Annotated in this window: 16 protein-coding genes and 2 pseudogenes; 7 read left to right on the forward strand and 11 right to left on the reverse strand. The window is 65.5% G+C overall.

Annotated features, from left to right (window positions below; translation table 11 throughout):
- Positions 1-880 precede the first annotated feature (880 nt).
- Genes ACLQ24_RS00495 through ACLQ24_RS00510 form a run of 4 tightly spaced genes read right to left on the reverse strand, consistent with a single transcriptional unit; the run spans position 881 to position 7635 of the window.
- Positions 881-1720 (reverse strand): phosphoadenosine phosphosulfate reductase family protein, encoded by an 840-nt coding sequence (locus ACLQ24_RS00495; RefSeq protein ID WP_425888395.1) that lies wholly within the window; start codon positions 1718-1720, stop codon positions 881-883.
- Complete coding sequence (locus tag ACLQ24_RS00500) at positions 1717-5325, reverse strand: hypothetical protein (protein WP_425888396.1); 3609 nt, start codon at positions 5323-5325, stop codon at positions 1717-1719. Before ACLQ24_RS00500 ends, ACLQ24_RS00495 begins: the two co-directional genes overlap by 4 nt.
- Positions 5322-6434, reverse strand: coding sequence for a DUF4007 family protein (locus tag ACLQ24_RS00505; protein ID WP_425888397.1), 1113 nt, complete (start codon positions 6432-6434; stop codon positions 5322-5324). The genes ACLQ24_RS00500 and ACLQ24_RS00505 overlap by 4 nt, the downstream gene beginning before the upstream one ends.
- Positions 6427-7635 carry a cysteine desulfurase family protein gene (locus tag ACLQ24_RS00510; protein ID WP_425888398.1) on the reverse strand — a complete coding sequence of 403 codons (1209 nt, stop codon included), beginning with the start codon at positions 7633-7635 and terminating at the stop codon, positions 6427-6429. Before ACLQ24_RS00510 ends, ACLQ24_RS00505 begins: the two co-directional genes overlap by 8 nt.
- Positions 7636-8078: 443 nt before the next feature.
- Between ACLQ24_RS00510 and ACLQ24_RS00515 the strand changes: the two genes are divergently transcribed.
- From ACLQ24_RS00515 to ACLQ24_RS00525, 3 genes are read left to right on the forward strand one after another with little or no spacing between them, the layout of a single operon-like run.
- Positions 8079-9647 (forward strand): DEAD/DEAH box helicase, encoded by a 1569-nt coding sequence (locus ACLQ24_RS00515; protein WP_425888400.1) that lies wholly within the window; start codon positions 8079-8081, stop codon positions 9645-9647.
- Entirely contained in the window at positions 9641-11638 is a 1998-nt protein-coding gene (locus tag ACLQ24_RS00520) for an ATP-binding protein (protein ID WP_425888401.1), read from the forward strand. The genes ACLQ24_RS00515 and ACLQ24_RS00520 overlap by 7 nt, the downstream gene beginning before the upstream one ends.
- A complete protein-coding gene (locus tag ACLQ24_RS00525; RefSeq protein WP_425888402.1) occupies positions 11635-12528 on the forward strand; it encodes a phospholipase D family protein in 894 nt (297 codons plus the stop codon). Before ACLQ24_RS00520 ends, ACLQ24_RS00525 begins: the two co-directional genes overlap by 4 nt.
- On the opposite strand, the gene ACLQ24_RS00530 is transcribed toward ACLQ24_RS00525, so the two are convergent.
- The 3 genes and pseudogenes from ACLQ24_RS00530 to ACLQ24_RS00540 all read right to left on the reverse strand — a co-directional run.
- Positions 12525-12977, reverse strand: a complete 453-nt coding sequence (locus ACLQ24_RS00530; protein WP_425888403.1) for a hypothetical protein — start codon at positions 12975-12977, stop codon at positions 12525-12527. The two genes, ACLQ24_RS00525 and ACLQ24_RS00530, sit on opposite strands and share 4 nt — an antisense overlap.
- A gap of 502 nt (positions 12978-13479) precedes the next feature.
- A pseudogene (locus ACLQ24_RS00535) lies at positions 13480-13617 on the reverse strand (ATP-binding protein); the annotation flags it as partial.
- A gap of 16 nt (positions 13618-13633) precedes the next feature.
- Positions 13634-13762: pseudogene (locus tag ACLQ24_RS00540) on the reverse strand (DUF742 domain-containing protein); the annotation flags it as partial.
- Positions 13763-14828: 1066 nt separating this feature from the next.
- Here ACLQ24_RS00540 and ACLQ24_RS00545 point away from each other — a divergent pair.
- From ACLQ24_RS00545 to ACLQ24_RS00555, 3 genes are read left to right on the forward strand one after another with little or no spacing between them, the layout of a single operon-like run.
- Complete coding sequence (locus ACLQ24_RS00545; RefSeq protein WP_425888404.1) at positions 14829-15041, forward strand: hypothetical protein; 213 nt, start codon at positions 14829-14831, stop codon at positions 15039-15041.
- Entirely contained in the window at positions 15031-16755 is a 1725-nt protein-coding gene (locus tag ACLQ24_RS00550; protein WP_425888406.1) for an N-6 DNA methylase, read from the forward strand. Before ACLQ24_RS00545 ends, ACLQ24_RS00550 begins: the two co-directional genes overlap by 11 nt.
- Positions 16743-17387: a restriction endonuclease subunit S gene (locus ACLQ24_RS00555; protein WP_425888407.1), complete on the forward strand. Its 645-nt coding sequence runs from the start codon at positions 16743-16745 to the stop codon at positions 17385-17387. Before ACLQ24_RS00550 ends, ACLQ24_RS00555 begins: the two co-directional genes overlap by 13 nt.
- A gap of 116 nt (positions 17388-17503) precedes the next feature.
- Here ACLQ24_RS00555 and ACLQ24_RS00560 read toward each other — a convergent pair whose 3' ends face one another.
- On the reverse strand, positions 17504-18859 hold the full coding sequence (locus ACLQ24_RS00560) for a hypothetical protein (protein WP_425888409.1): 1356 nt from the start codon (positions 18857-18859) through the stop codon (positions 17504-17506).
- A 296-nt stretch (positions 18860-19155) separates the two neighbouring features.
- Here ACLQ24_RS00560 and ACLQ24_RS00565 point away from each other — a divergent pair, with 296 nt between their 5' ends.
- On the forward strand, positions 19156-19296 hold the full coding sequence (locus tag ACLQ24_RS00565; protein WP_425888411.1) for a hypothetical protein: 141 nt from the start codon (positions 19156-19158) through the stop codon (positions 19294-19296).
- Between the two features lie 314 nt (positions 19297-19610).
- On the opposite strand, the gene ACLQ24_RS00570 is transcribed toward ACLQ24_RS00565, so the two are convergent.
- The 3 genes from ACLQ24_RS00570 to ACLQ24_RS00580 form a co-directional block, all read right to left on the reverse strand.
- On the reverse strand, positions 19611-20300 hold the full coding sequence (locus ACLQ24_RS00570; RefSeq protein WP_425888413.1) for a hypothetical protein: 690 nt from the start codon (positions 20298-20300) through the stop codon (positions 19611-19613).
- A 196-nt stretch (positions 20301-20496) separates the two neighbouring features.
- Positions 20497-21975: a tyrosine-type recombinase/integrase gene (locus ACLQ24_RS00575; RefSeq protein ID WP_425888415.1), complete on the reverse strand. Its 1479-nt coding sequence runs from the start codon at positions 21973-21975 to the stop codon at positions 20497-20499.
- Between the two features lie 88 nt (positions 21976-22063).
- Positions 22064-22372, reverse strand: a complete 309-nt coding sequence (locus ACLQ24_RS00580) for a helix-turn-helix domain-containing protein (protein WP_387321247.1) — start codon at positions 22370-22372, stop codon at positions 22064-22066.
- Positions 22373-22542: the final 170 nt, after the last annotated feature.

Consider the following 22542-nt stretch of genomic DNA (forward strand, 5'->3'; position numbering starts at 1 on the left):
GCAACCCGGCCCGGCACATCACCATCGCCAGCTACCGCCCCACGCTCAGATCTGGGACCGACGACCGCGTCCACGCCTGGCAGGCCACCGGCGAGCACACCCCTCGTGGCCGTGTGGACCGTCCCGCAGTTCGGCACGTTCGTCGACACCGTCTTCAACGCTGCGTTGTTTGGTGGCCGGCGATCGTCGGATGCAGGGATTGTCGTAATTGGTCACGGGCTTTGCCGGCCTAACGCGCCAAAAGGCGGGAAGCCGACGTGTGTGACCGACGGTTCGAGGCGACTCAATATGCACAGAAGGGACAACTTTGTCGAGTCAGCTCAGCCACTCCGGTTGGCGACGGCGCTTGGACTGCCCAAAGGTTTTCCTCTTGGCTGGAGATCGACTGGGCTGGGAGGTTCGTTTTAAGGCAAACGGCCGTTTGAAGACAGCGACGACTTGAACAGATGCTCATTTTGAGGGTGACTGTCCATCACTGGAAGCGAGCTTATGGAGTTTAAGTGACTTTGCGTGCTCATCCTCTGAACGGGAGCAAAATCCGCTTTGTTCTCGAAGAGTCGGTCGACACGAAGCTGTCCTTTATAGCGCCGATTGTCCCTCCATCGGCGGTGCAGAGATCCACCGGAACCTTCAGTTCACCCGAACTGCTAGTCAGTCTGCCTCCTCAGATGGTCGCCAGGCTGCCGACTGGGTTGCAGGAGGGGAAGGACCAGGTAGTCGCGCTTGTGGTGCATACGGTAAGTGGGCGCACTGCTGCAGTTGGCGTGTTCGCGGACGTGGCAGCGGCGACCTCGTGGTGGCACCAGCCGTTCAATCGACTGCAGGCAGATGCGGACATACTTTTCCTACCTGTCGGCATCGTCGAGGAATAGGGAGCCTTCTAAAGGTGGCATACGGCGCAGCCGGCCTCGTCACTGTCCTCGTCGAGAGCATCGGCCAGGACTTCGATTAGAGGCAGGTTGGGGCGAGGCTTGCGAGCCGCACGAGCGAGCGCTGCAGCGTGCCGCTCGCCAATCTCCTCGCGACGGTCAAGGAGTTCCCGAAGTGATTCGCCCTGGGACCAGGTGTACTGGCGCCCACGCATCGCTGTGTCCTGGTACTTGACTTTGTCCTCGTATTCGACGGCACGCTCGAAGAGTTCGGGGTGACGGTCGGCGAGACCGATCCATTCGTGTTTCCGCTGGAAGAAGCAGAAGTAGCAGCCGGATCGGGTGCGCCACTCGTAGTAGGCGGGCAGGCCGATCCCGGATTCCTCGAGGATGCGGTTGACGCCGTCGCGGTCGATGCCGTCTTCCCGGAAGGGGAAGACGGCTTTGATGTTGGGCTTGGTGCTGACGTAGCCAATACGGTTCTCATCGGCGCGGATAGCGACGTAGGAGATGGCGGGGCTGTTTCCCAGCCACTCCTCCAGAGGTTTGATTTTGAGATTTTTGGTGCACCAGCGCATTGAGGCGCTGGGCAGCGTGCCCTGGTAGACCTGTAGCCAGTGGTCGAAGTCGCGCGTGGCGTTCAGCCTCATGATGGGCTTGCCTAGGGCGGCTTCGAGCCGGTTGAGGTAGTCGTAGGTTTCGGGGAGCTCAGCGCCGGTGTCGCAGAAGAAGTACTCCATCTGTGGCACCTTGGTTCGCATGTAGATCGCCAGGGCGGAGGAGTCTTTACCTCCGGAGATGCCCAGTACGTGGCGGGTCTGGTCAGGCTTTCGTTGCCGAGGCGCAGTCATCGGGCCGGCTTTCTTCGAGGGCGTGGTGCGGTGGTGGTGCCAGTGTCCTTCTCAGCTATGACGTTTTCGGCCAGCAGCGCGAGCAAGGCCCGCTCGCCGTTCTCGCTGATCTCCTTGCGTGCCATGGCGATCACCTTGGGCAGCAATGCCTCGGCGTTGGCGCGGTCTTCCTCGGAGATGTGTACGACGGTGTGAATTTCCTGCCCGTCTGCTTGAGTGACGGTGATGGCTCGCGAGACGAATGCCTCGTTAGTTGCCGTCGCCGCGACCACAGGCATGACGGGGTGGTGCAGGTGGGCGAGGCGCTCGATCGAGCGGGCGACGGCGCGGACTTCGTTGGTGAAGGTCGTGAGGTCGCCGTCACGCCAGTCGGACAGCCCTCGGCCCACGATTCGCACGACGAACGGGTCGAGCCATTCGTCGTCGCTTAGCGTGTTGTCTTGGGCATGAGTGATGACGCCCCGAACCTTGGCCTCGACTAAGTTCACGTCGGCGAGGTGCCGGGTGAAGGCTGCGAGTTGCTTGCGCAGCTTGGCGAGGTTGGTGGGCAGGTGGAAGGCGGCTGCTACGGCCTTGACGACCTTGTCGCGCAGTCGCTCGTCGGCGCTGGATATCTCCGAAAGTGCCTTGCTGAGCGACACAGCGTAGTGGCGGGCCGCCTGCTCGTCAGCCTCGCCATCGGCGGGGATGGCGTCTAGGCCCAGAGCGGAGGGTAGTTCGGTGAACAGGAGGGCGTCTGGTTCGCGGGCCGTCTTGAGGGCTGTTCGGACGGCGCGCGCCCGCGGGCTGAGTTGCTGGGTGTGGTCGGCGTAGGCAGTCAGAGTCCGTGCATGGTCGAGTAGGTGCCGGGTAACGGCCAGCGGGGCCGCGTTGCGGACATTTGCTGGCATTTGGGTGGGGACGTGGGCGCCGATCTCGGTGGCGATCTCTGTGACGGCCGCGCTGCGAGGGCCTTTCTGCAGGCCCATCGCCCTGACCGCAAAGCGCTCGGGGTTCTTGAGCATTCGCTCGACGAGCGCCTCGGTCAGCCGGACCTGGTAGGTGCCGGCTTCGAAGAGGGCGATCTCCTGGCTGCCGATGATGAGCGCGGCGAGTACGACGATCGGGATGACGCCGCGGCGGACTCCGAAGGGTGGTGCCTCCAGCAGGTCGTAGAGGGCGTCCAGTGAGAGTGGCTGCTCCGTGGCCGCCTGCATGCGGTTGCGCATGGCGAGCCAAGCCGGGCGCAGTGGGTTGCCTGGCTCCGGCTCGAAGAACCCGAACGGCAGGAGCTCGGTGTCGTCGTCGCTTCGGTTGTCCGTGGGGCGGTGCAGGTTCAGGTACTCCAAGACCCCGCTATACATAGCGCGTTCTGGCCCGTAGCCCTGGATGCCCAGGTGCTGCCGAGTGGGCGTGTTGATCATGGAGAGCATCAACTCTCGCCGGGCCTTGGCGCCTTGGCTGGTCAGGGTGTGCCGGCCGAGCATCTCATTGCGGATGTGCGGGGCTTGCGGGAACACGCTTTCGCAGGCCTCGGATACGAGCGCGGCAAGGCTTCTGCCAACAATGCTCTTGGCGTTAGGCGTCCAGCGAGCTGTGCCGGTGGCGGGCGGTAGCAAGTACCACATAGGGGCGAGCTGGCTGGGCAGGAATGCTTCTGCAACACGGGTGGCTAGTTCGGCTCCGGCCTGGGCGATGCGTTCGCTGACTTCTTGGCTAGCGACAGCGTCGAGGTCGACGTTGGCGGGCAGTTCCCGCAATGCGTGCAGATACCGTGCCGCGCTGAGGACCTTGTGCGCGTGGGCGGTGACACCCACGATGACGGGACGGTCGGTCCGGACCGCGGGGATCGAATCGGTGTCACCGAAGTGGAACAACAGGAGCCCGTCAGCAGCGTCGGCAGCCGATGGACCAGTGACATCGGGGGACCCGGCATCGGTGGCCTTGGTGACAAAATGGCGCAGCATACCGGTGCGCTGGCTATGCTTGCCCGCCACTACTGCGGTCGGGAGGTAGGCCGAGACGACGCTAACCGCAGCGTGATCGTCGCACTTGTTGATCAGTTGCTCGATGTGCCCGCTGAGGTCGACGTCGCTGCCCCGCCATACACGGTACTCGTCGCTGAACTCTCGATATACCAGAAAGCCTCGGTCGTAGAGGTCGGTGATCCTGTCGGCAAGCAGCTGTCGGGTTCTGTCGTCGTTGTGCGAGATGGGGTCGCTCAAGGCGAACAGGATCGTGTCCATGCTGGCGCGAAGCGCGCCGGAGGAGTCGACGAGGTTGAGCATGCCGACGGTCTTGAGGATGGCCTGGTCCTGGTCGGGTAGGCCGTGGGCCTCGGCGATGCGGTTGTCGATCTCCATCCATCGGCTGGCGTTGGCCGACGCGAGGATGGTGGTGCGCCCGGTGGTGAGGAAGTAGTCGAAGGCATCAGCGATACGGACGGTGGAGGCTGACGTCGGCTTCTTCGTCTCGTAGCTAAGGAGGAACCGTCGCACAGTGCGCGGCTCGTCGTTGGCGATGAAGCCGGTCATGCTGCGGTCATGCTGGCCGATTTGCGCGGCTAGCAGGGGCGCGACCACGACGGTGAGAGGGTGCAGCGGGTACAGATCGGCGAACATGTCGCTGTTGGCCGGCAAGACGCCTTCCAGCCCCCGCTCAGCCCACGCCCGCATCGACGCCGTCGCGTGGGCGGTGATGAGCTCGCGGCCCTTAGCTGCAACCTTCGCCTGATCGAGGGTGCGGCGGATCAGCTCGACGGTGTCGCCGAGATGGATGGTCATCAGAATGTCTTCGAAACGGCCCTGAATCTTGGCCCATTCACGAGTCTGGAGTGCGCTGGTGCGGGAGGCGTAGTCGCCGAATGACAGGTGCTGCAGGGTCAGTAGGTAAAGCCGTTCTCCCCGGGCGCCGGCGCCGAGTTCAGCGAGTTCCTGAAGTAGGAATACGTCGCTGCCGGCGTCGGTGAACTCGCCGGTCGAGGCGAGGTGCTCCAGGGACTTTCCGAACTCGTCGATCACCAGGATGACCGGCGCGTGGCTACACAGCGCTCGAGCAGCGGCGAGGACTTCCCGGTTTCCGAACGGGACTGCGCTCTCGCCAGTCGTGAGGCTCGTGAGCGGAGCGAGCGCCTGCTGGATCGGCGGTGGCATATCCCCGCTACTCCAGGCGCGCGCCGCGCCGTCGAGCAGTGCCCGGGCGACGCTGACGAGTAGGGGCTCACGGCGTGCGGTGGTGACGCAGGTGATGAAGCCGTCGGGCGCGATGGCGGCACGGGCTGCACGCAGGCGACGGGCCAGGACTGGGCTGGCTTGCGCCAGTACCGTCTCAGCCTCTTGACGTCGAGCGCTGTCCGGGCCGAGCAGCGAGACCGTCACCAAGGCTAGGGTCGACTTTCCCGACCCGTAGGGGCCGGTCAGCGACCAGGCCCGCGTCCTTCCCTGGTCCTCTAGCGCCGCAGCGACCCGGTCGAGCATGTCCTGTGCTCGGATACCGATGTGCACGGGGCCTAGGTGCTCGTCATGGAGATCGCGCTCAAGATTCGTCGACCGCAGGCGACTGCTGACGATATTGATCCCGGCCGGAGCCTGCCGGGCGGTGTCTGAGGTAGCGCCCTCGACGGTCATACCGAAGCTCCCGCGAGTCGGTCGAGGGTCAGCTGGTCGAGCAGGTCCGTGCGGCCCCGTCGCCGCATCTCGCGCAGCATGCCGAGCGGCTGCTCGGCGTACCATTCCTCGCGTTTCGGGAGTCCGTTGCGGGTGCGGATGTTGCCGTAGTAGTCGTCCAAGACATCCCAGGCCAGTTCCTTTGGATCACTGGCGAACGTGAGGCTGCGTTGTCCGATCCCTTCCACCAGCTTGAGCTGCGGATAGGTGCTGGCGATGTCCGCCAGGGATTGCACGATCTCGGGCTCGCGCAGTCGGAACGCCCGCCCCGGGCCACCCGGCTCATTGGCTAGGCGGGCCAGAGCGATCGAGCCGCCTTGCTGTAGCCCTTCACTTCGCCCGGCATAGTCAAGGCAGGCGTATGTGACCAGGTGCGGCGGCAGGGAGGTCCGCGCGCTGCTAGTGAAGTGCCAGCGGTGAGCGGCGCTGTTACGGCCGAACCCTGTGGCTTCGAGCAGGCCCAGCTCGCGGAAGGGCGAGTCGAGCAGGTCCTCGAAGCTTCCGGGTGAGCCCGCGTTGGGGTCGCGTCGGCGGGCGTACATTTTGGTCAGACAGTCCGCGTCCTTGGCCACGGATGCCTCGGCCGGCGGTTCCCAGCCAGCCAGCCGCACATGCCGCAGCGTGGTTTCGCTGAGCTCGCCGAGGGTGAATCGTGATGTTGCCTGGGCGTGGAACGCTACCCACCAGGTCGGTGTGTAGCAGGGCTTGGCCAGCAGCCACCAGTGCAGCAGCCACAGGCTCGCCGTGTCCTCCAAGTAGGGGTCGGCGCCGTCCTCGGCCAGCAACCACCGAGCTTCCCATGTCGGAGACGCGATGTTGGCACGCGACGTCGTGTCTTTGGGGTACTCGACGGTGAGTTTGAACGCGTATGACCAGAAACGGATGGCGTTGACCATGTTCTTACCCACGCCGAGCGTGACCGTGGCGTTATCGCGCAGGAATACGTCGGCGCCGATGCTCGGATCAGTGAGCGCACTGTAGGCCTTGTGTAGCCAGCCGAAGCGAGGGTGGAAGGTTTCGTGCCGGGAGAATGACGGCTCGGCGACGTCCTTGAGCTTCGTCTCAAGCATCCTGTCTCCGTAGTCCTTCCTGTCCCGCAGCGATCGCGGGGGATGTCGTAGTGGTCCAGGGTCCGAGGGCGGCGCGAACATGGTGCGCGGCTTCGATCACATAGCGGACGGCCCGGTCGATGTCGTCGGTAGTGGTGGCGTGGCCCAGAGAGAACCGCAGAGTGCAGTCGGCGTCGTCGCGGTCAAGTCCCATAGCGAGCAGGACCGAGCTCGGCTCCAGCGCCCCGGCCGAGCACGCGCTTCCTTCCGACGCCGCCATCAGCGGCATGGCAGTCAGCATGGCGTCCCCTGGTAGCCCGGTGAAGGTCAGGCTCGACACGCCCGGTAGCCGGCGGTCGGGGTGTCCGTTGCGTCGGGCCTCAGGCAGCGCTGCCATGACGGCGGCTTCGAAGCGGTCTCGTAGCGCTCGAATCTGCTCGGCTTCTTGATCGACGCGACCGGCAACGGCTTGCGCGGCGGCACCCAGGCCGACAATCCCGGGCACGTTCAGGGTCCCGGGCCGTCGGCCGCGCTCATGGCCGCCGCCATAGGCCAAGGGTCGGATGGGCAGAGGTGTGCCTCGACGTGCGTACAGCGCCCCGACACCCTGCGGGCCGCCAAACTTGTGACCAGACAGTGACAGCAGATCCACTTCTAGTTCTCGCAGGTCGATTGGGAGCCGACCCACCAGCTGCGTCGCGTCGGAGTGCACCAAGGCGCCGGCCTCGTGCGAGAGCTTGACGATGAGATCGAGGTCGTTGAGAACACCGGTCTCGTTGTTCGCAGCCATGATCGACACCAGCGCAGGTCCCGCCGACAGGGCCTTCCTGAGCTCGTCGACGCGCAGTGTCCCGTCGAGGTGAACGCCGACCGTGTGCACCGCACAGCCGGCCGCCGTGGCGGCCTCCGCCACCGCAGGGTGTTCCACGGCGCTGATCACGATGCTGCGGCACGCCGTCGCAGCAGACCGTATTGCTAGGTTGTTGGCCTCCGTGGCACCTGAGGTGAAGATCAGCTCGTTCGGGCTGCAACTCAGCAGTCGCGCTAGACAGGCCCGGGCATGCTCGACCGCCTGCGCGGCCTGACGGCCGGGGCCGTGCAGGCTCGACGCGTTCCCGACCGTCCTGAGAGCCTCAGCCGTAGCGGCCATGGCCTCTGGTCGGATGGGAGCAGTAGCGTTGTAGTCGAGATAGACGACGGGATCAGTGTCCGGCTTGCCCACGTGTCTCCCTTCGTTTTCCACCTAGCCTATGGCCTGGTGGCAGTTCGCGGAACCCCGACACACGCCACCAGGCGTGATCATGGTTCGCAAGATTACCGCACAGGCCACTGCGGTCGACTGCCCGCACGGCCAGAGCTGCTCGGGGCCGTCTCGGCAGGACTGACGTCCCGCAGAATCTCTGAGGTCACAACCGGGCCACCGGCCCGCGGGAGCGCCACGACCGGTCGGGCGCGCTAGAGTGAGCGCTCGAAGTCGAAGTCGTAGGCATCCGTTTTACTGATCTAGGTGATTAGCGGCCTCGAAGCGGAGCGTGCGGAGGATGCCGTTCAGATGACCTGCGACGTCGCAGTGAACCCCGGAAGCCGGAGTGAGACTGCTGGCTCTGGCCCGTTCATGTCCGAACAGGCCCGCGGGTGGCAGGTTTCGGCAGGCGGTGAGTAATCATGCCTGGTGGATACACGGTCTTCGACCTGCTGCTCGCATCATCCCGGACTCCCTCCTTCATCGATGAGCGCGTCCTTAGCGCCGTTGAGCGACTCGTTGAGGACGGCCTCGTTCGACAGAGACCTCAGCTGGCTGTCGTCGCCGCCGCGTGCCTAGGTGACCCGGCAACGGCGATTCGGAGCCTGGCCTTCGCCGGCGTTCTGCCAGATGACCTTCCGCCAGAGCAGCGCAGCGAATTGTCCGCGCGCTTGTCGTTGACTCCGGATCAGCTGAACAAAAGTCAGGTCATGGCAGCTGCTGGCCGGGTAGCTGTGTTCCTTGGGTTGTCCGACGTGCGCAGCGACACGTCTGCCGGTCTCCCCCCCGATGCCACGCCCGCCTACGGGCTGTTTCCGCATCAACGACGCGCCGTCGCCCGCGCGAGAGCGCTGTTGCAGCTCGGCAGAGCACGATTGCTCCTGCACATGCCGACTGGATCGGGCAAGACACGCACCACGATGAGCATGGTGTGCGACTACCTCCGCGAGCACGAAGGTCGCGCGGTGCTCTGGTTCGCGTCTACACGCGAACTGCTGGATCAGGCCGCACGCGAGTTCCACAAGGCGTGGTCTGTGCTGGGCAACCGTCCCGTACCAATCGCCGCAGCCTGGGGCGGCCAGGGAACGCAACTCGGGGACCTCAGCGACGGGCTGCTCGTAGCAAGCCTGCAGACGATCTACGCGCGCCGCGACGAGCCAGGATTCATTCCGGACCTTGGACGGCGCGTCGGCCTGATCATCTTCGACGAAGCCCACCAAGCTGTCGCGCCGACCTACCGGCGGGTCGTGCGGCAGCTGTCCACCGCCGGGCAGCCGATCACTCCCATCATCGGACTCAGCGCTACCCCCGGGCGCACCTTCCTCGGCAACAAATCCGACGCCGATCTCGCGGAGTTCTTCGAACACACGAAGGTGGAGCTCGATACCTCTGCAGAAGGCGGCGCCAACCCGGTCGCCTACCTCATTGAGCAGGGATACCTGGCCGAGCCGGAATTCCGTCTCCTGGGCGAGCTTCCTTACGAGAATGTACCGGCGGCGGTGGACGATGATTCCGCGGAGCTGGGGCTGGACCAAGCCGACTACCTTCACGAGGTCATATCCGCGACGCTGCAGCTAGTCAGGGAGTCTCACCGTCGGATCATTGTCTTCGCCGCGTCAGTCGAACTCGCGCACCTGGTAGCCGCGACACTGCGCGCGGTAGGAGTCCTAGCCGACGCCGTGGACGGCACCACGCCGCCGGAGACCCGTGACACGGCGATCCGCATGTACAAGACCACTGCCCCTGTCCCGCGGGTCCTGGTGAACTATGGAGTTCTCACCACGGGCTTCGACGCTCCGCAGACGAGCGCCGTCGTCATTGCTCGTCCCACCCGCTCTCTTGTCCTCTACAGCCAAATGGTCGGCCGTGGAATTCGTGGCCCAAGGGCCGGCGGAAACAAGAAGGCTGTCATCGTAACCGTCGTCGATCCCTCTGTTCCCGCATTCGGCTCGATCGCCGCCGCTTTCACTCACTGGGAGGATTTGTGGTAACAACGGACAATGCTCGGAAGGAAGCACCACTCCTCTCCGGCGCCCAGACCGTCAAATCCATTCGAGACACTGGGTACAAGGGCACTGACTACGCCCTCGCCGAACTCATCGACAACTCTTTCCAGTGGGGCAACGCCAGCACCGTAGTCGTCGTCATCGTTCAGCGCACCTTCAAGGGTAGACAACGCGCGACGAAGCGCGCCGACGAGATCTGGGTCATCGATGACGGCAAGGGGATGCCCGACGATGGCCTGAACTTAGCGCTGTCTTTCGGTGGCTCCGGTAGGTACGACGACCGCTCGGGTATCGGTCGGTTCGGGATGGGCCTCCCGCAGGCAAGCGTCTCTCAGTGCCAGCGGACAGACATCTGGACCTGGCAAGCCTCACAGCCCGAGAACGCCTCGCACACCTATCTCGATCTCCGCGAGCTCTCCAAGTCGTCAAAGGGCTCCTCGCTCACGGTGCCGTGGCCCACAAACCCCGCAGACACCACGTACGAGGCGATGCCTGACTGGGTCTTCGATGTCTACAAGGAGCACGCGATCCCGGACACCTCCCTGGGGCAACCGCTCTACAGCGGCACCGCGATCCGCTGGACGATTCTGGACAGGGTCCGTTGGGTCACCGCAGACGCGATGTTCGCCCACACCGAGAACCTTCTCGGCCGCGTCTACCGAAACTTCTTGACCTCAAGCACACGGCAGCGCACGATCAAGATCGCTGTCAAAGATGCGGACACGTTGGGCTCCCCCGCAGACTTCCATGACGTCCGCCCGAACGACCCTCTCTACCTCAGCCGACCCGCTGACACCACGCTGGAATACTGGCAGAAGGCTGCGCCTGACGGGGAAAGTGATCAGCTCGTCGAGGTAACCGATGACCCGCCCTTCGGGGAGCACTACGCGTCACAGCGCGAGTTCGTACTGCAGCGGCCGGATGGACAGGGCACGTCCACGGTGCGTGTACGCCTGTCGCTCGTCAAGCCAGAGGCGAGACCAGGGCGCAACGCTGGCGCAGCCACTCACCAAGGGCGGCACGCACGAAACAATACCGGCATATCCGTGGTTCGCGCCGACCGCGAGTTAGTTCTTGAGAAGACCCTCGCGCGAGAGGCCACTGACCGATGGTGGGGTGTCGAAGTCGCCTTCGATCCCCATCTGGATGAAGTGTTCGGAGTTACGAACAACAAGCAGGACGCGCCGTATTTCACGCAAGCGTTGCAATCGGCCCAAGCCAACGACATGACCAAAGACGAGGCCCTTAAAGAAGGTCTTTTCGACGAGGAACACCCGATCGCCGAGCTCTACGACATGGCCCACCAACTGGTCAAGCTCGTCAACACCATGAAAGCCGAGGCTAAGGACGCCCAAGCCGCCGCGGCCAAAGCGCGGAAGGCTCAACCCGATGTGACAAGCGTCGCGTCAAGCCTCAAGAAGACCCGCTCCACGTTCAGCCCGACCCCCGGCGAGGCGGATTTCGCTAAGGAGAATCCAGATCCAGAGAAGGCCGCCGCCGCGATCGACAGCAAGCTGAAGGGTGACGACGTCCCCGCCGACATGCGTGACGCGATCATCGCAAACTACCAACGGGGCGTCACCGTGCAGGTGATCGATCGTCCCGTGAGGCAGGCACCGGCTTTCTTCTGGCCTGACGAAGCGTTGAACCTTGAGATTTTGTGCATCAACAACGCTCACCCCGCCTACCAGAGCCTAATCGAACCGCTCCGGGTTTCCGACGATCAGATCCAGAGGATGGGCGAAGAGGAAGCCAAGCAGCTTCTGACCAAGAGCGCTGACGCGATCACGTGGCTTCTCCTCGCGTGGTCACGATACGAGAACGAGTATCGCACCCACCCATCGATCGGGAAGATCAGGGAGATCCGCGAGGAGTGGGGTCGGCGACTTTCGGAGTACGTCGAGGACAACGCATTTAAGGCAGCTGCACTCTTCGGCGAAGAGGAAGGGGACGGCGAAAGCGAGGATGACGCGTGACTCGACCGGAACCCAACCCGCAGCGTTGCGGAGACCGACTGCTCGGCGTTGTTAGTGACGCGACCGCAATTACGATCATCGCGCCCTTCATCACGTCCGCAGGCATCATCCCCATCCTGGACGCGCTGGAGAACGATGCGTCGATTGAGGTAATCACGCGTTGGCGTCCCGACGAGGTCGCCACCGGCGTGAGCGATCCGCGCGTCTTCGACCTCGTGGATCGACGTGGCGGCGCGGTGTTGCTGCATCCGATCGTTCACGCCAAGGCGTACATCGTGGGCTCCCGCGCTCTCGTGGGATCCGCCAACGTCACGGCCAATGGTCTCGGCTGGCACCGCCCTGGAGCGGTCGAGATTTTGGTGGAGACGCCAGCAGATGATCCGGCGCTGACCTCACTGCTGGACGTACTAAGGACCACGGCGTCCACGGCGACCGAATCGGACCGGGACGCCGTCCTTGCCGCTGCCTCGACGCTGCCACGAACACCTGTCCGACCTGCTGCCGAAGGAGCCGACCGTACTGATTGGCTCCCGTCATACCGCCTACCGGAGGTGCTGTGGCGGGTTTATTCGGGTCAACGGGAAGAGGCACTAGCGCAGCTCGTCCGCCCGGAGTTGGTGGCGTTGGGTGTGCCAAGCGGCCTCGGCACGGAGTTTGCCTTCAACACCTATATCGGAGCGATACTGCGCCAGGGCTTCCCTGGCCGGATCGCCCAGGAGTGCAGCAACCTGACGACCCTCAAGGCAGTGCAACGCCTCGTTGAGCTCTGCGCAGCGCGAGGATTGGCCCTCCAGGACGCTGGCGAAGCGTGGGAGACACTCGCGGCATGGATCGCATACTTCTTGCCGAGCTATCATCGAATTCCGGGGGGGACACGACTCATCGGTTAACGCCACAGCCCAATCGGCCGCCCCGTCTCCGGATTCAAAATTCTCTCCGGCTGGGGAAACGACGGACGGTCGGAGCCATGGAGTCGCTGTTGCGGAATGCTCCGGCAGCGGCTCAACGCAGCGCGCAGCGCTTTCGCTGCCTCCTCCATGCCGACATCCTCTGCGGCAACGATCAGGCGCTGCGCCGCCTTCGCGGTCTCTGATTCGACTATTCCGCCGAACCTGTCCCGGCTAGCGGTACCGAACTCGCGAGTTACTGCATCAACGCGGCTTCGTAGGGCGGACGCCTCCATGTCGAGCGCCGCGACGAACTGCGGGTGCGAAGGCTCCTCGTCACATCGTGGTTCCTGTACGACGGCGAAGAGTTGGGCCACCGAGTCCGGCAAACCACTTCGACGGGCGCGGTCAAGGTTCTGGGCACGTTGCTCGGCGAAACCGCTGCTACCCACGCCACCCCTCGCTCCTGCTCCGCGTCAATGCCGGTCGCCGCCCCACGCACCAAACGGGTGTACGAATAACCCCGTTACCTCCGTCCAACCTGCTCTGGGACGATGCCGAATGACACGATCAGCGTAGCGGAAGGCACCCGAAACATGAGGACACCGAAGCTGAGCTAGTCTCCTGAATCCGCCACCGGCCCGCTGGCCCCAACACCGCGCCGCCGACCGGGTCGGCCGGCTCGCCCGCCCCGGCCCCCCGACCCGGGCTGCACCGCCTCTACGGAGGGTCCCGCACCGAGGCGGTGTTCTCACGGGTATCGGCCTGGCTGAGGCCGCCTCCCGCCTATGGTCGCCTCACGAGCCGACTGCGGCGACCGCACTTACGACTGAGGTCGCTGCTGCCGACCAGCTCACCTGCGGCGCGATCGATGATCGCGAACTGGCCAGGCTGCTTCGTGCACAAGCCGATCGGTTGTCGTCTGCGCGGTTTTCCGGTCGAGCGCTCGGGCCGCAGACTCAGGGCTGCGCGTACCTCCTGCGGGTCGTGTCGGTAGGCGCCGTCGAACTCGTTGACGGCGACCAGGAATTGCATGCCGCGAGACTCGAAGAAGTCCGCGGCGGCGAAGCAGTCCGGCAGGCGGCGGGTGTCGCGCCGCGGCCGGTAACCTCATCCGGGCGGCCACCTCGACGACCGTGGTCGCCACGCCGCACAGACGCAGCGCCACGTCATGGTCCGGCTCCAACCGTCCCCAGGGCTGTACACCGGTGGCGACGACCCACGACAGCAGGTCCATCGCTGTGTGAATGACGATGCGTCACAGTCATGATCAATATCAAACGTTGTCACTCGAAGCGAATTCATGATCAACCTGGGGCGATCGACACGGGTAGGACACGGATAGATCCACTTGGGATCTTCTTCCTCGCCCGACGTCGGTGTAATCGCAGGTCGCGACGGCTATCAAGAGATAGTGCTCTATGAGCCCCGGTGTTCTCTGCGGACTTTTAATCCTTAGGTTCTGGGTTCGAGTCCCAGGCGGCCCACCAGGTTTGGCATTGCGCGAACGGGATCCGGTTCGTCGCCGGTGGACGTAGCGGGTGTCGCCGCGTCCACCGCGACGGGCTCGTCGCGCGGCAGCGAGATCGCTTAGGCCATCGGTTTCCATCGAGCGCAACCACTGACCCTGCCTCATGGAGTTCAGCTGCGGCGTGGAGCGTGTCCGCGTGGACAGGCTCGCCCGCTCCACCCCGAGTGCCGGTAAGCGTGCCGCGGCAAATTGGAACCAAGCCGACCCGCACCGCAGCCGCGCAGCGGGAGGAGGGGGACAGCGGCGCGGTAGAGCCTTTCTGGGCCACGCGCACTGCGTGTGCCGCATCGCATCCTCGATCTTGAACAGCGACCTTTGTAAGATCAGCCGTACGTAGCTCTGCACTCCAACAAGTACCCCGACACCACCCCGCGGAACTCACCCGCCGAGTGGCTCAGCGTGCAAGCTGGCAAACACGTGTCGGTGGTTCACCCAGGCGGCACCGTCATCCTGCGCGCCGACGACCACGACCTGCGCTGGCGACCTGGGCCGTTTCCGCGCCAACATCACCCTCGCTGCGACCCCTGACCGAGGTCGTGGATCCTGCCGAGCGATACGACGACTGGTGCTTTCGCCTGCGCGAAGACCTCACTGCGGCAACCTGACGTGAGCTCACCGCCGACGCGTCGAAGCGCCTCCTGCTGCCCGAGAGGCAGGAAGGCACTCGACCGGCTCAAACGCGCCGACAGCTGCGTGCCGTCAAGTAACGGAACGCGTCGTATGCTCGCTACGGGGGTGACTCGCCCGTGGTGTGCGGCTTACCGTCGACGCCATGAGAGCCGCAACAGGGGAGAAAACGGGCGTGGTTGCCGGGCTGGTGGACATGGCAGGACTCATCGATCCGGGGATCGCCGTCCCGGTGATCGTGGTGCTGGCCGTCGGGTTTCTCGGCTGGGTGATCGTGAGTGACGGCCGGACGGTTCGGCTAGAACGGCTGATTCGTGCCTTCAGGGAAGGGTGCAAGGGGGCGGACGATGACACTTGATCATGCTGCCGACGGCGCCGGCGAACGGCGGCTGGTGACCAGGCTGGAGATCGCCCAGGCGGCCGGTGTGCATGGGGCGGCGGTGAGCAACTGGATGCGGCGGCACCCGAACTTCCCCGACCCGGTCAGGACCGTGCCCGCTGACCTCTTCGCCGCCGAGGAAGTGGCCGAGTGGCTCGACAGCCGCAAGATCCAGCGCGATGAGCGGCGAGAGGGCGAGACGGCCGGTGTCACCTACGGCCGGCGCTTTCGTCTCACCGTCGGCTTGGCCGATGTCCACTCCGACGTAAAGGTGGCACCCGACATGTTCGCCGAGGCCATCAAGGCCGACCTGTGGAAAAGCCTCGAGCCTGGCTTCACGGAGAGCCAGGACCGCACCATGTTCCAGGAAATGATCATGGCGCTCGTCTGCGTCCAAGCGATCGCCCCGAAACAGTGGGCCCGCATCGCGGACACCCACAGTCCCGATCTCTTCGCCCACGTGTGGTCCGCCCTTCCGGCAGTCGACGGCATCCGTCCGGAACTGTTGGACAGGATCGTCCGAGACGGCTGGTGGCAGGCTCGCTTCCGTACCGGCGTCAAGGTTCTGCAACGCTGGGTCCAACCTGGTACGAGTGCGCCACAGGAAAGGGCCGGCCGCCGGTTGACGGCCGCCGCGGCCTTCGACCACCTGCTCGATCGATTCGCGCAAGCCCGTAAGTCCAGCGACGACGAATACCTCACCCCGCACGGCGTGGCTCGCCTCATGGTGCTGCTCGCTGATCCAGGACCAGAAGACCGGGTGTACAACCCGTGCTGCGGCTCCGGCGAAATCGTCGCCGCCGTACTGGACCACCAACGCGACAACGGAGCAGACCGGTCGCTGGCACACAACGTCAGCGGTCATGCCCTGGCCTCCCGGGCATGGCGCCTGGCTGTCATGAACACCGCCGTTCACGGCTGCCCACTCGACCTCGGCGGGCAGCCGCCCGATGACCTCAAGGTCGTCGACGTCAGCGGCGGCCCCTATGACGTCGTCCTGACGAACCCCCCGTTCACGATGGCCGACTGGCGGTCCGCAACGGAGATTGCGTCTTCCGGTTGGCCGTACGGTGAGCCGCCCCGCCACAATGCACACTTCGCCTGGCTGCAACTGATCGCGGCCGCACTGGCACCGGCAGGCCGAGCCGTCGCGGTGATGCCCAGCAGCACCACCTCCGTCGCCACCAGCAAGAACCGGCAGATCCGCGCCGCGATGGTCGAACAAGGCGTGGTCCGGTGCATCATCGAACTCCCGAGACAGATGTTCCGGGAGACGGCCAGCCCGCTCAGCCTCTGGGTCCTCGGCCGCCCCCAGCAGCGTCCGGACCACGATGTCCTGCTCATCGACGCGAAGAAGGCCACCGAATCCGCGGGCAGAACCCACCGGATCCTGACCAACGCCGGTAGCCGGCACATCGTCGACCTCTACCACGCATGGTCCGAGGCCGGAGGCGACCCGATTCAACCGACCGGCGACCTCGCCGCGGTCGCCGTCACCCTCGAACGTCTCCGCGAGCACAACCACGACCTCACACCATCGACCTATCTCCGCCCCCCGGCCCCGGACGTGACGAGCCGGTCGTCGAGCCTCAGCGCGCTCCGTGCCGAACTCCGCCAGCTCGACGACGCTGCCGATGCCGCCGACCTCGACCTGGATCACCTACTCGATCGGTTGCAGCCATGGAACCCCTGATCAGTCCCACCCCCGACAACTGGACGCACCGTCGCCTCGGCGACCTCTGCCTCATCCACGGCGGCCCCAGCGGCTCCGACCTCAATGCCGGCGACCGCGACGCCGAAGGCATCGCGGTCATCAACACCGTCGACATCAGCGACGGCCGGGTGTCCGACACTCCGAAAACCAGGATCAGCCCGGAGGCGTTGCGGAGGCTGAGCCGCCGCTACGGACTCGCCGTCGGCGACGTTCTGCTGGCCCGGCTCAGTGGGAGGATCAATCACGTCATCATCGGGGAACGGGAAGCCGGGATGCTCATGGGCGGATCCACGATCCGGATCCAGGTCACGGAGCTTGCGAGAGGGGTCCTCCTACCGATCTATCTCCACTGCTACCTGATGCACCCGACGGTCCTGGAATTCCTTGGACAGCAGGTCAAACAGGGAGTCCAGCCCAGCCTGACCCAGAGCAGCCTCAGAAACCTGCCCATCGCCCTGCCCCCGCTGGACATCCAGCGGGAGATCGCCGAGGTGGCGCAGGCGTTCCGAAACAAGATCGAAGCCCACGGAAGGGTCGCGGGGCTGACCCGGCAGCTGTACAAACAGGTGGTTCCGCAGATGGTCGCGAACGAGATGACGTTTCGGGTGTAGCTCAGGGATCACTCACGACGATGATCACGTTGTGCGGGCGCCGGTCGTCGCGGTCGACCCGGATGATCCCGCGGCAGGAGGTGATTCCGGGCGGGATCAAGGGCTGAAGGGCTGGACTACTGCTGCTTCAGGCGGGCGATCTCTGCTTCGAGGTCGGCTACGCGCTTCTCGAGCTGTACACGGGTCGGCCGCGGAGCGACCGCTGTGTCCGCTCCTGATCTGCCCTTGACGGGAGTCGGTGGCACCAGCCAACCCACTCGCTGAAAGGCGACGATGGGTTGCTCGTATTGGCAGGTCCAGCATGTCGTCATCGGGTCCGGCTCGAGGTGACCCTGCTCGATCCGGCGGATGGCCTGCGCGTACTCGGCTACGCCGAGATGCTCTTTGATCTGCTCCATCCGAGCCTTGCGCTGCGCGACTGCGTCGGGATCGTTCGGTTCCGTCTGCCGATGGCCGTCCGCTGGCTTCCAATTCAGCGGCGTGATCTGGTGGTCGAGGTGTCCGCATCCCAGCTTCACGGTCCAGTATCCGACCGTCTCAGGTTCGCGCCGCAGGCCCTTGTCGCCTTTGAGATCCAGCGTTGACCGGGTCAGATAGCGGCTCACCGTCTGGTACGGCGTCTCGGGGGTCCGGTGAGTGGTGCAGGTGTAAGCCCCTTTACGCAGCGGGCTACCGCCCCACGACCATGTCATGTCCGTCAGTGGCCGCTCGTCGCCAAGCGTCAGGATCTCGACGATGTCGCCGCAGCCGAGCTGCATCCGCCACCGGAACATCAGCTCCGCATCCGGAAACGACGACCGAATCAACGTCCGGTCTTCTCTCTTCATGGCTGCCAGGGCCTCGGCGCGGCGCTCGTTGTATTCGCGTAGCACCACAGCGACGGGCCGGGCTCGGCCAGGCAGCCGCCGCTCCGACTCGTGGTACTCGTACGTTGTGCCTTCGCGCCGGGCCTTTCGTACCCGTTCCTCCGCACTGCCCTGAAGGATCTCCGACATTCGGCGGATCTGGCCGGGGCTCATCGGAGGCGGTGGGCAGCATCGTCCGCAATGGCTGACCGCGCTACCCGCCATACTCCATCGCCCGGCGTGGCAGTAGGGGTGCCGCTGCTTGAAGGCCTGCTCCGCAGCCGTACGGGCGGCCTGCTCCTCGACGCTCAGATACATCGTGCCCTTGCCGGTCCACGAGGGCGACTCACCGAGCGAGATGAGTTCCTCGCCGCAACCGGGACACGGTTCGCCGGCCATCATCTGTTCGTGAGTCAGCCGGTCCGACTTCGTGTATGTCGGCACGGACCACGCTTCGCACTGGAGATACTTCGTGACGCCGCTGGCGACCATCCGATGGAGCTCACCGAACCTGCGGCAATCCATGCAGTACGGAGTTCCGTCGTCTGCCTTGGCCGGCAACTTGCGCAATGCGGCCTTGGTAATCAACACCCGTTCTGTCACCGCCAGCGGCCTTCCGTGCGACATCGATGACTCAGGCTATTCGCCTCTCGGTCAAGATCGCGTGAGACACCCCGTGTGGCTATCGACATCCCACGATCGAGTGCCTCGCGGCGCATCGCCGCGAGGCACTCGATCGTGCTGGCACCCCTCGGAGTTCGCGTCTCAGCGTGCCCACCGACGCCGAACCGCTACCTCGGGCAGAGATCGATCACAGCCTTCCCGTCTGCCGCGGGTGGCTTTTCCGAGCGCACCGACTCACTTATGGGATGGTCTGAATGCCAGGTGAGCTGGTCAAACGTCCCGGAAGCGGGTTGCCGTGGATGGACGCCGAGGGCGAGCAGGCCGGCCGTGGTGGGTTGCCCTTCACTCACGGTGACGCCGGCCCGTCGCAACAACGCGGCATCGTCGGCGAAGCGACCGAGCCCGGTGGCGTCCCGCTCGCGTACGGTCGCCAGGTATGAGGCGAGCAGGCCTGGATCGAGGTCTTCGAAGATCAGCGGCCTTGACCTCGACGTTGGTTGTGGCCCCGGCTCTCTAACCCGCAAGTCCCTGCCATGCCGAGAATCGAGCCCCGATGGGCGCGGAGATCGCTTCGATGCAGCCGGGCGTGGTCACGTCGTTGGAGAACGCCCCTCTTCGTCGGGTGGCGGGTTCTTGGCCGCGCGTCGGACAATGTCCTCGGCGTCGAAGGTGACATCGGCGACGATCTCGTAATCGGCGACGCGGGCGCGTAGTGCCGCGAGTCGGACTGCCGCCTGTTGTAGGCGTCCGCCTTCTACGTCAAGCGCGGCGAGCAGGTCAGCATCGTCGATCCACGTCCGGACGCCGTCGACCTCGTCTTCTTCGTCGGAGTCCGTGGATGCGTGCTCCCTAGTGTGCTGCCCATCCAGTTCAGTAGTTCGACCTGGGCGTCGAGTGCCACGCACGGTTCACCGCTGCGGAAGGCGTCAACGGCGCGCTCGTAGGTGGGTGCCGGGACGACCATCGTTGGTACGCCGGATGCGTCGTGAGCGACGATCACCGCGGCCAGTTCAACCGCCGGGGTGACGGCTAGGGACTCGCAGACTTCGTCGCCGTCGTCGACCTCGACGGGCTTGTCCGGATGATCAACGGGTATCGCTTGGGCCGTGGTGATGGTGCGCTGCTGTGTGGGGTCCGTCGGCGGGCGCGGATCCATGCGAGTGCTGCTGGCGATGGTGATCGGAGTGTCGGCGGGCAGCCGCTGCATCAGTTTCGCGAGCTGGCCGGCGGTCCGGATCTCGATGGTGTGGTCAACGAGGGCTTCGTGTACCGCTGCGAAGGCAGCGGCCTGCCGTTCTTGGTATTTCTGCCATTTGCTGGTCATGGCGTTTCTCCGGGAGTTGTCGTCGGTGCTGGTCCTTGTAGGTGCATGGGGCGACAGGCCGGCAGAGTAGCCGACCTCGATCAGGATCGCGTCGGGGCGTTCGGCAGGTAGTCGGGCCACGATGTCTACCGCCGCCCGCCGGCGAATCGCCGCCGGTTCAGGGACGGCTGGGCGCGGGGGCCACTGAATTGGCGGGCCGTCTGAGCTCCGTCCGCCGCTCACGTCCACGGCGGGAGTCGTGCAGCGAACGGAGTCGTGCTTGACGGCGGGGGTGGCAGCCCTCGGGCTGCCACCCCGTCTGGCGAATGTTGTCCGTCTACGCCGCGCGCTTGCGTCGGCGGGAAAGTAGTTCGGCGGCGGCTTCGGCTTTGGCGCGTTCGACGTCGAGTTCGGCGATGACCGAGGTGTAGACGTCGGTCATGGCGGCGGAGGAGTGGCCGAGGAGTTCCTGGATGTCTTTGAGGTCGGCGCCGGCGGCTTTGAGGTAGGTGGCGGCGCAGTGCCGTAGGTCGTGTAGCCGGATTGGGGGTAGGTCGGCGTCGCGGACGAGGACTTCGAAGCGGTCGGTGACGGCGTTGGGGTGCCAGGGCTGCCCGTCGGGTTGAACGAAGAACAGTCCGGTGTCGGGCCAGGTGTGGCCGGCGGCGAGCTTCCACTGGGCGCGCCGGGCGTGGTGGGCGCGCAGGACGACGCGGGTGATGCTGGCCATGGCCATGATCCGGTTGCCGGACTCGGACTTGACCTTCTTGATCACGGGTGTGTAGCCGTGGGTGGCGATCTGTTGGGTGACGCTGATCAGGCAGTTGTCGAGGTCGACGGCGGTGTCGGTGAGTCCGACGGCCTCGCCGCGGCGCAGTCCGCGGTGCAGGATGAGCGCGAACAGTGGGTAGAGGGCGATGTCGTGCTCTTCGGCGTGGTCGAGGAACGCGCCGGCCTGCTGCGGGGTCCACACCATGACCGGGCTGGGCCGCTCGCCGGTGTCGCGCCACCGTTGTACGGCTTTGGTGGTCCATACCCGGGCTTTGGGGCGTACCCCGGAGGGCAGTTCGATGTGGGCGGCAGGGTTGAAGTCGATGAGCCGGTTGTTGCCCCGGCGGATGGCGTCGTTGAGGGCCTTGCGCAGGGTGGCGCGGATGCGGTGCATGCTGGCCGGTTTGGTGGTGCGCAGGCCGCAGACGCTGGCGCGGATGGCGGGGTCGTCGCTTTGGCGGGCGATCTCGATGGCGGTGCTGCGGTCGGCGATGGCGGCGAACATCGCCTCGACGTGCTCGACCCGTAGTTTGACCAGGGCGATGGCGCCGAGGTGCGGGACCAGGTGGACGCGGATGTGCGACTCGTAGGCCAGCAGAGTGTTGGGTTGGACGCTGCTGAGGCTGCGGCGGGATGCCAGCCACGACTGCAGGTACTCGCCGACGGTGGTCGTGACGGTGGCGGGCAGTCCGGCGCGGACCCGTCGGGCGATGGTGTCGCGGTCCGGCAGTGGTGCGCCGGCGGTGACGGCGAGGAGCATGTCGGCGATCTCGGCGGCGACGGCCGGGTCGTCAGCAGCGAGGGCGAGTAGGGCTTTGGCGTGGTCGCGGTCGCCGGTGGCGGCGTCGCGGGTGTCGAAGGTGCTGCGGCGTAGTTGCCGGCGCGCCTGGCCGGGGTGGGTGGGCAGTTCGAGTTGGTAGGCCCACCGGCCGTGGGTGGGATTCCACGCTCCGCTCGCCCGGCGCAGCTGCGGGCAGTGGTTGCCGAGTTTGCGCCGGTTGCCGTCGCGGCACGCGCAGCGTTTGAAGACGGATCCTTCCGCCATGATCAGTTTTCTCCCTCGGGTGGGGTGTTCGACAGCCGGTGGCTGCGGATTGCGTACGGGGTGATCCACGCGTGCCTTCCGCCGACGATCAAGTCGTCCCCCGGCGATGGGGTGGCTGATGGCTGTCGTCGCCGTCGGGTAGGTGCAGGGCGTGGAGGATGGCGGCGACCGGCACCCGGTAGCGGCTGCCGAAGCGCAGCACGGCGACCGGGAACTCGCCGCGCTTGGCCAGGTCGTAGGCGACGGAACGGGACAGCCCGAAGATCCGGGCGGCGGTGCTCAGGTCGGTGACCATGCCCAGGGCGCGGATCCGCTCGGTAGTCCATGTGCCAGGTGGGAGGTCCTCGACGGTGCGGACGGGCTGTGTGTGCTCGAGGTGAGGTTCAGGGGTGCTCATCGCGATGGTCCTTCGCAGTGGGAGAAGGCGACGGCGTCGCCGGGATGGCTTCGGGACGGTGGGGTAAGGAGGCAGGCCGACGTGGCGTCGACCCGATGGCGACGATCGGGCCTGCGGCGCTGGTGGCGTCAGGTAGCGTCCGGACGCCGGTGGCCTGTCAGGGAACGGAC

It is taken from the genome of Micromonospora sp. DT4, assembly GCF_049841675.1.
In the GTDB taxonomy this organism is placed as follows: domain Bacteria; phylum Actinomycetota; class Actinomycetes; order Mycobacteriales; family Micromonosporaceae; genus Micromonospora.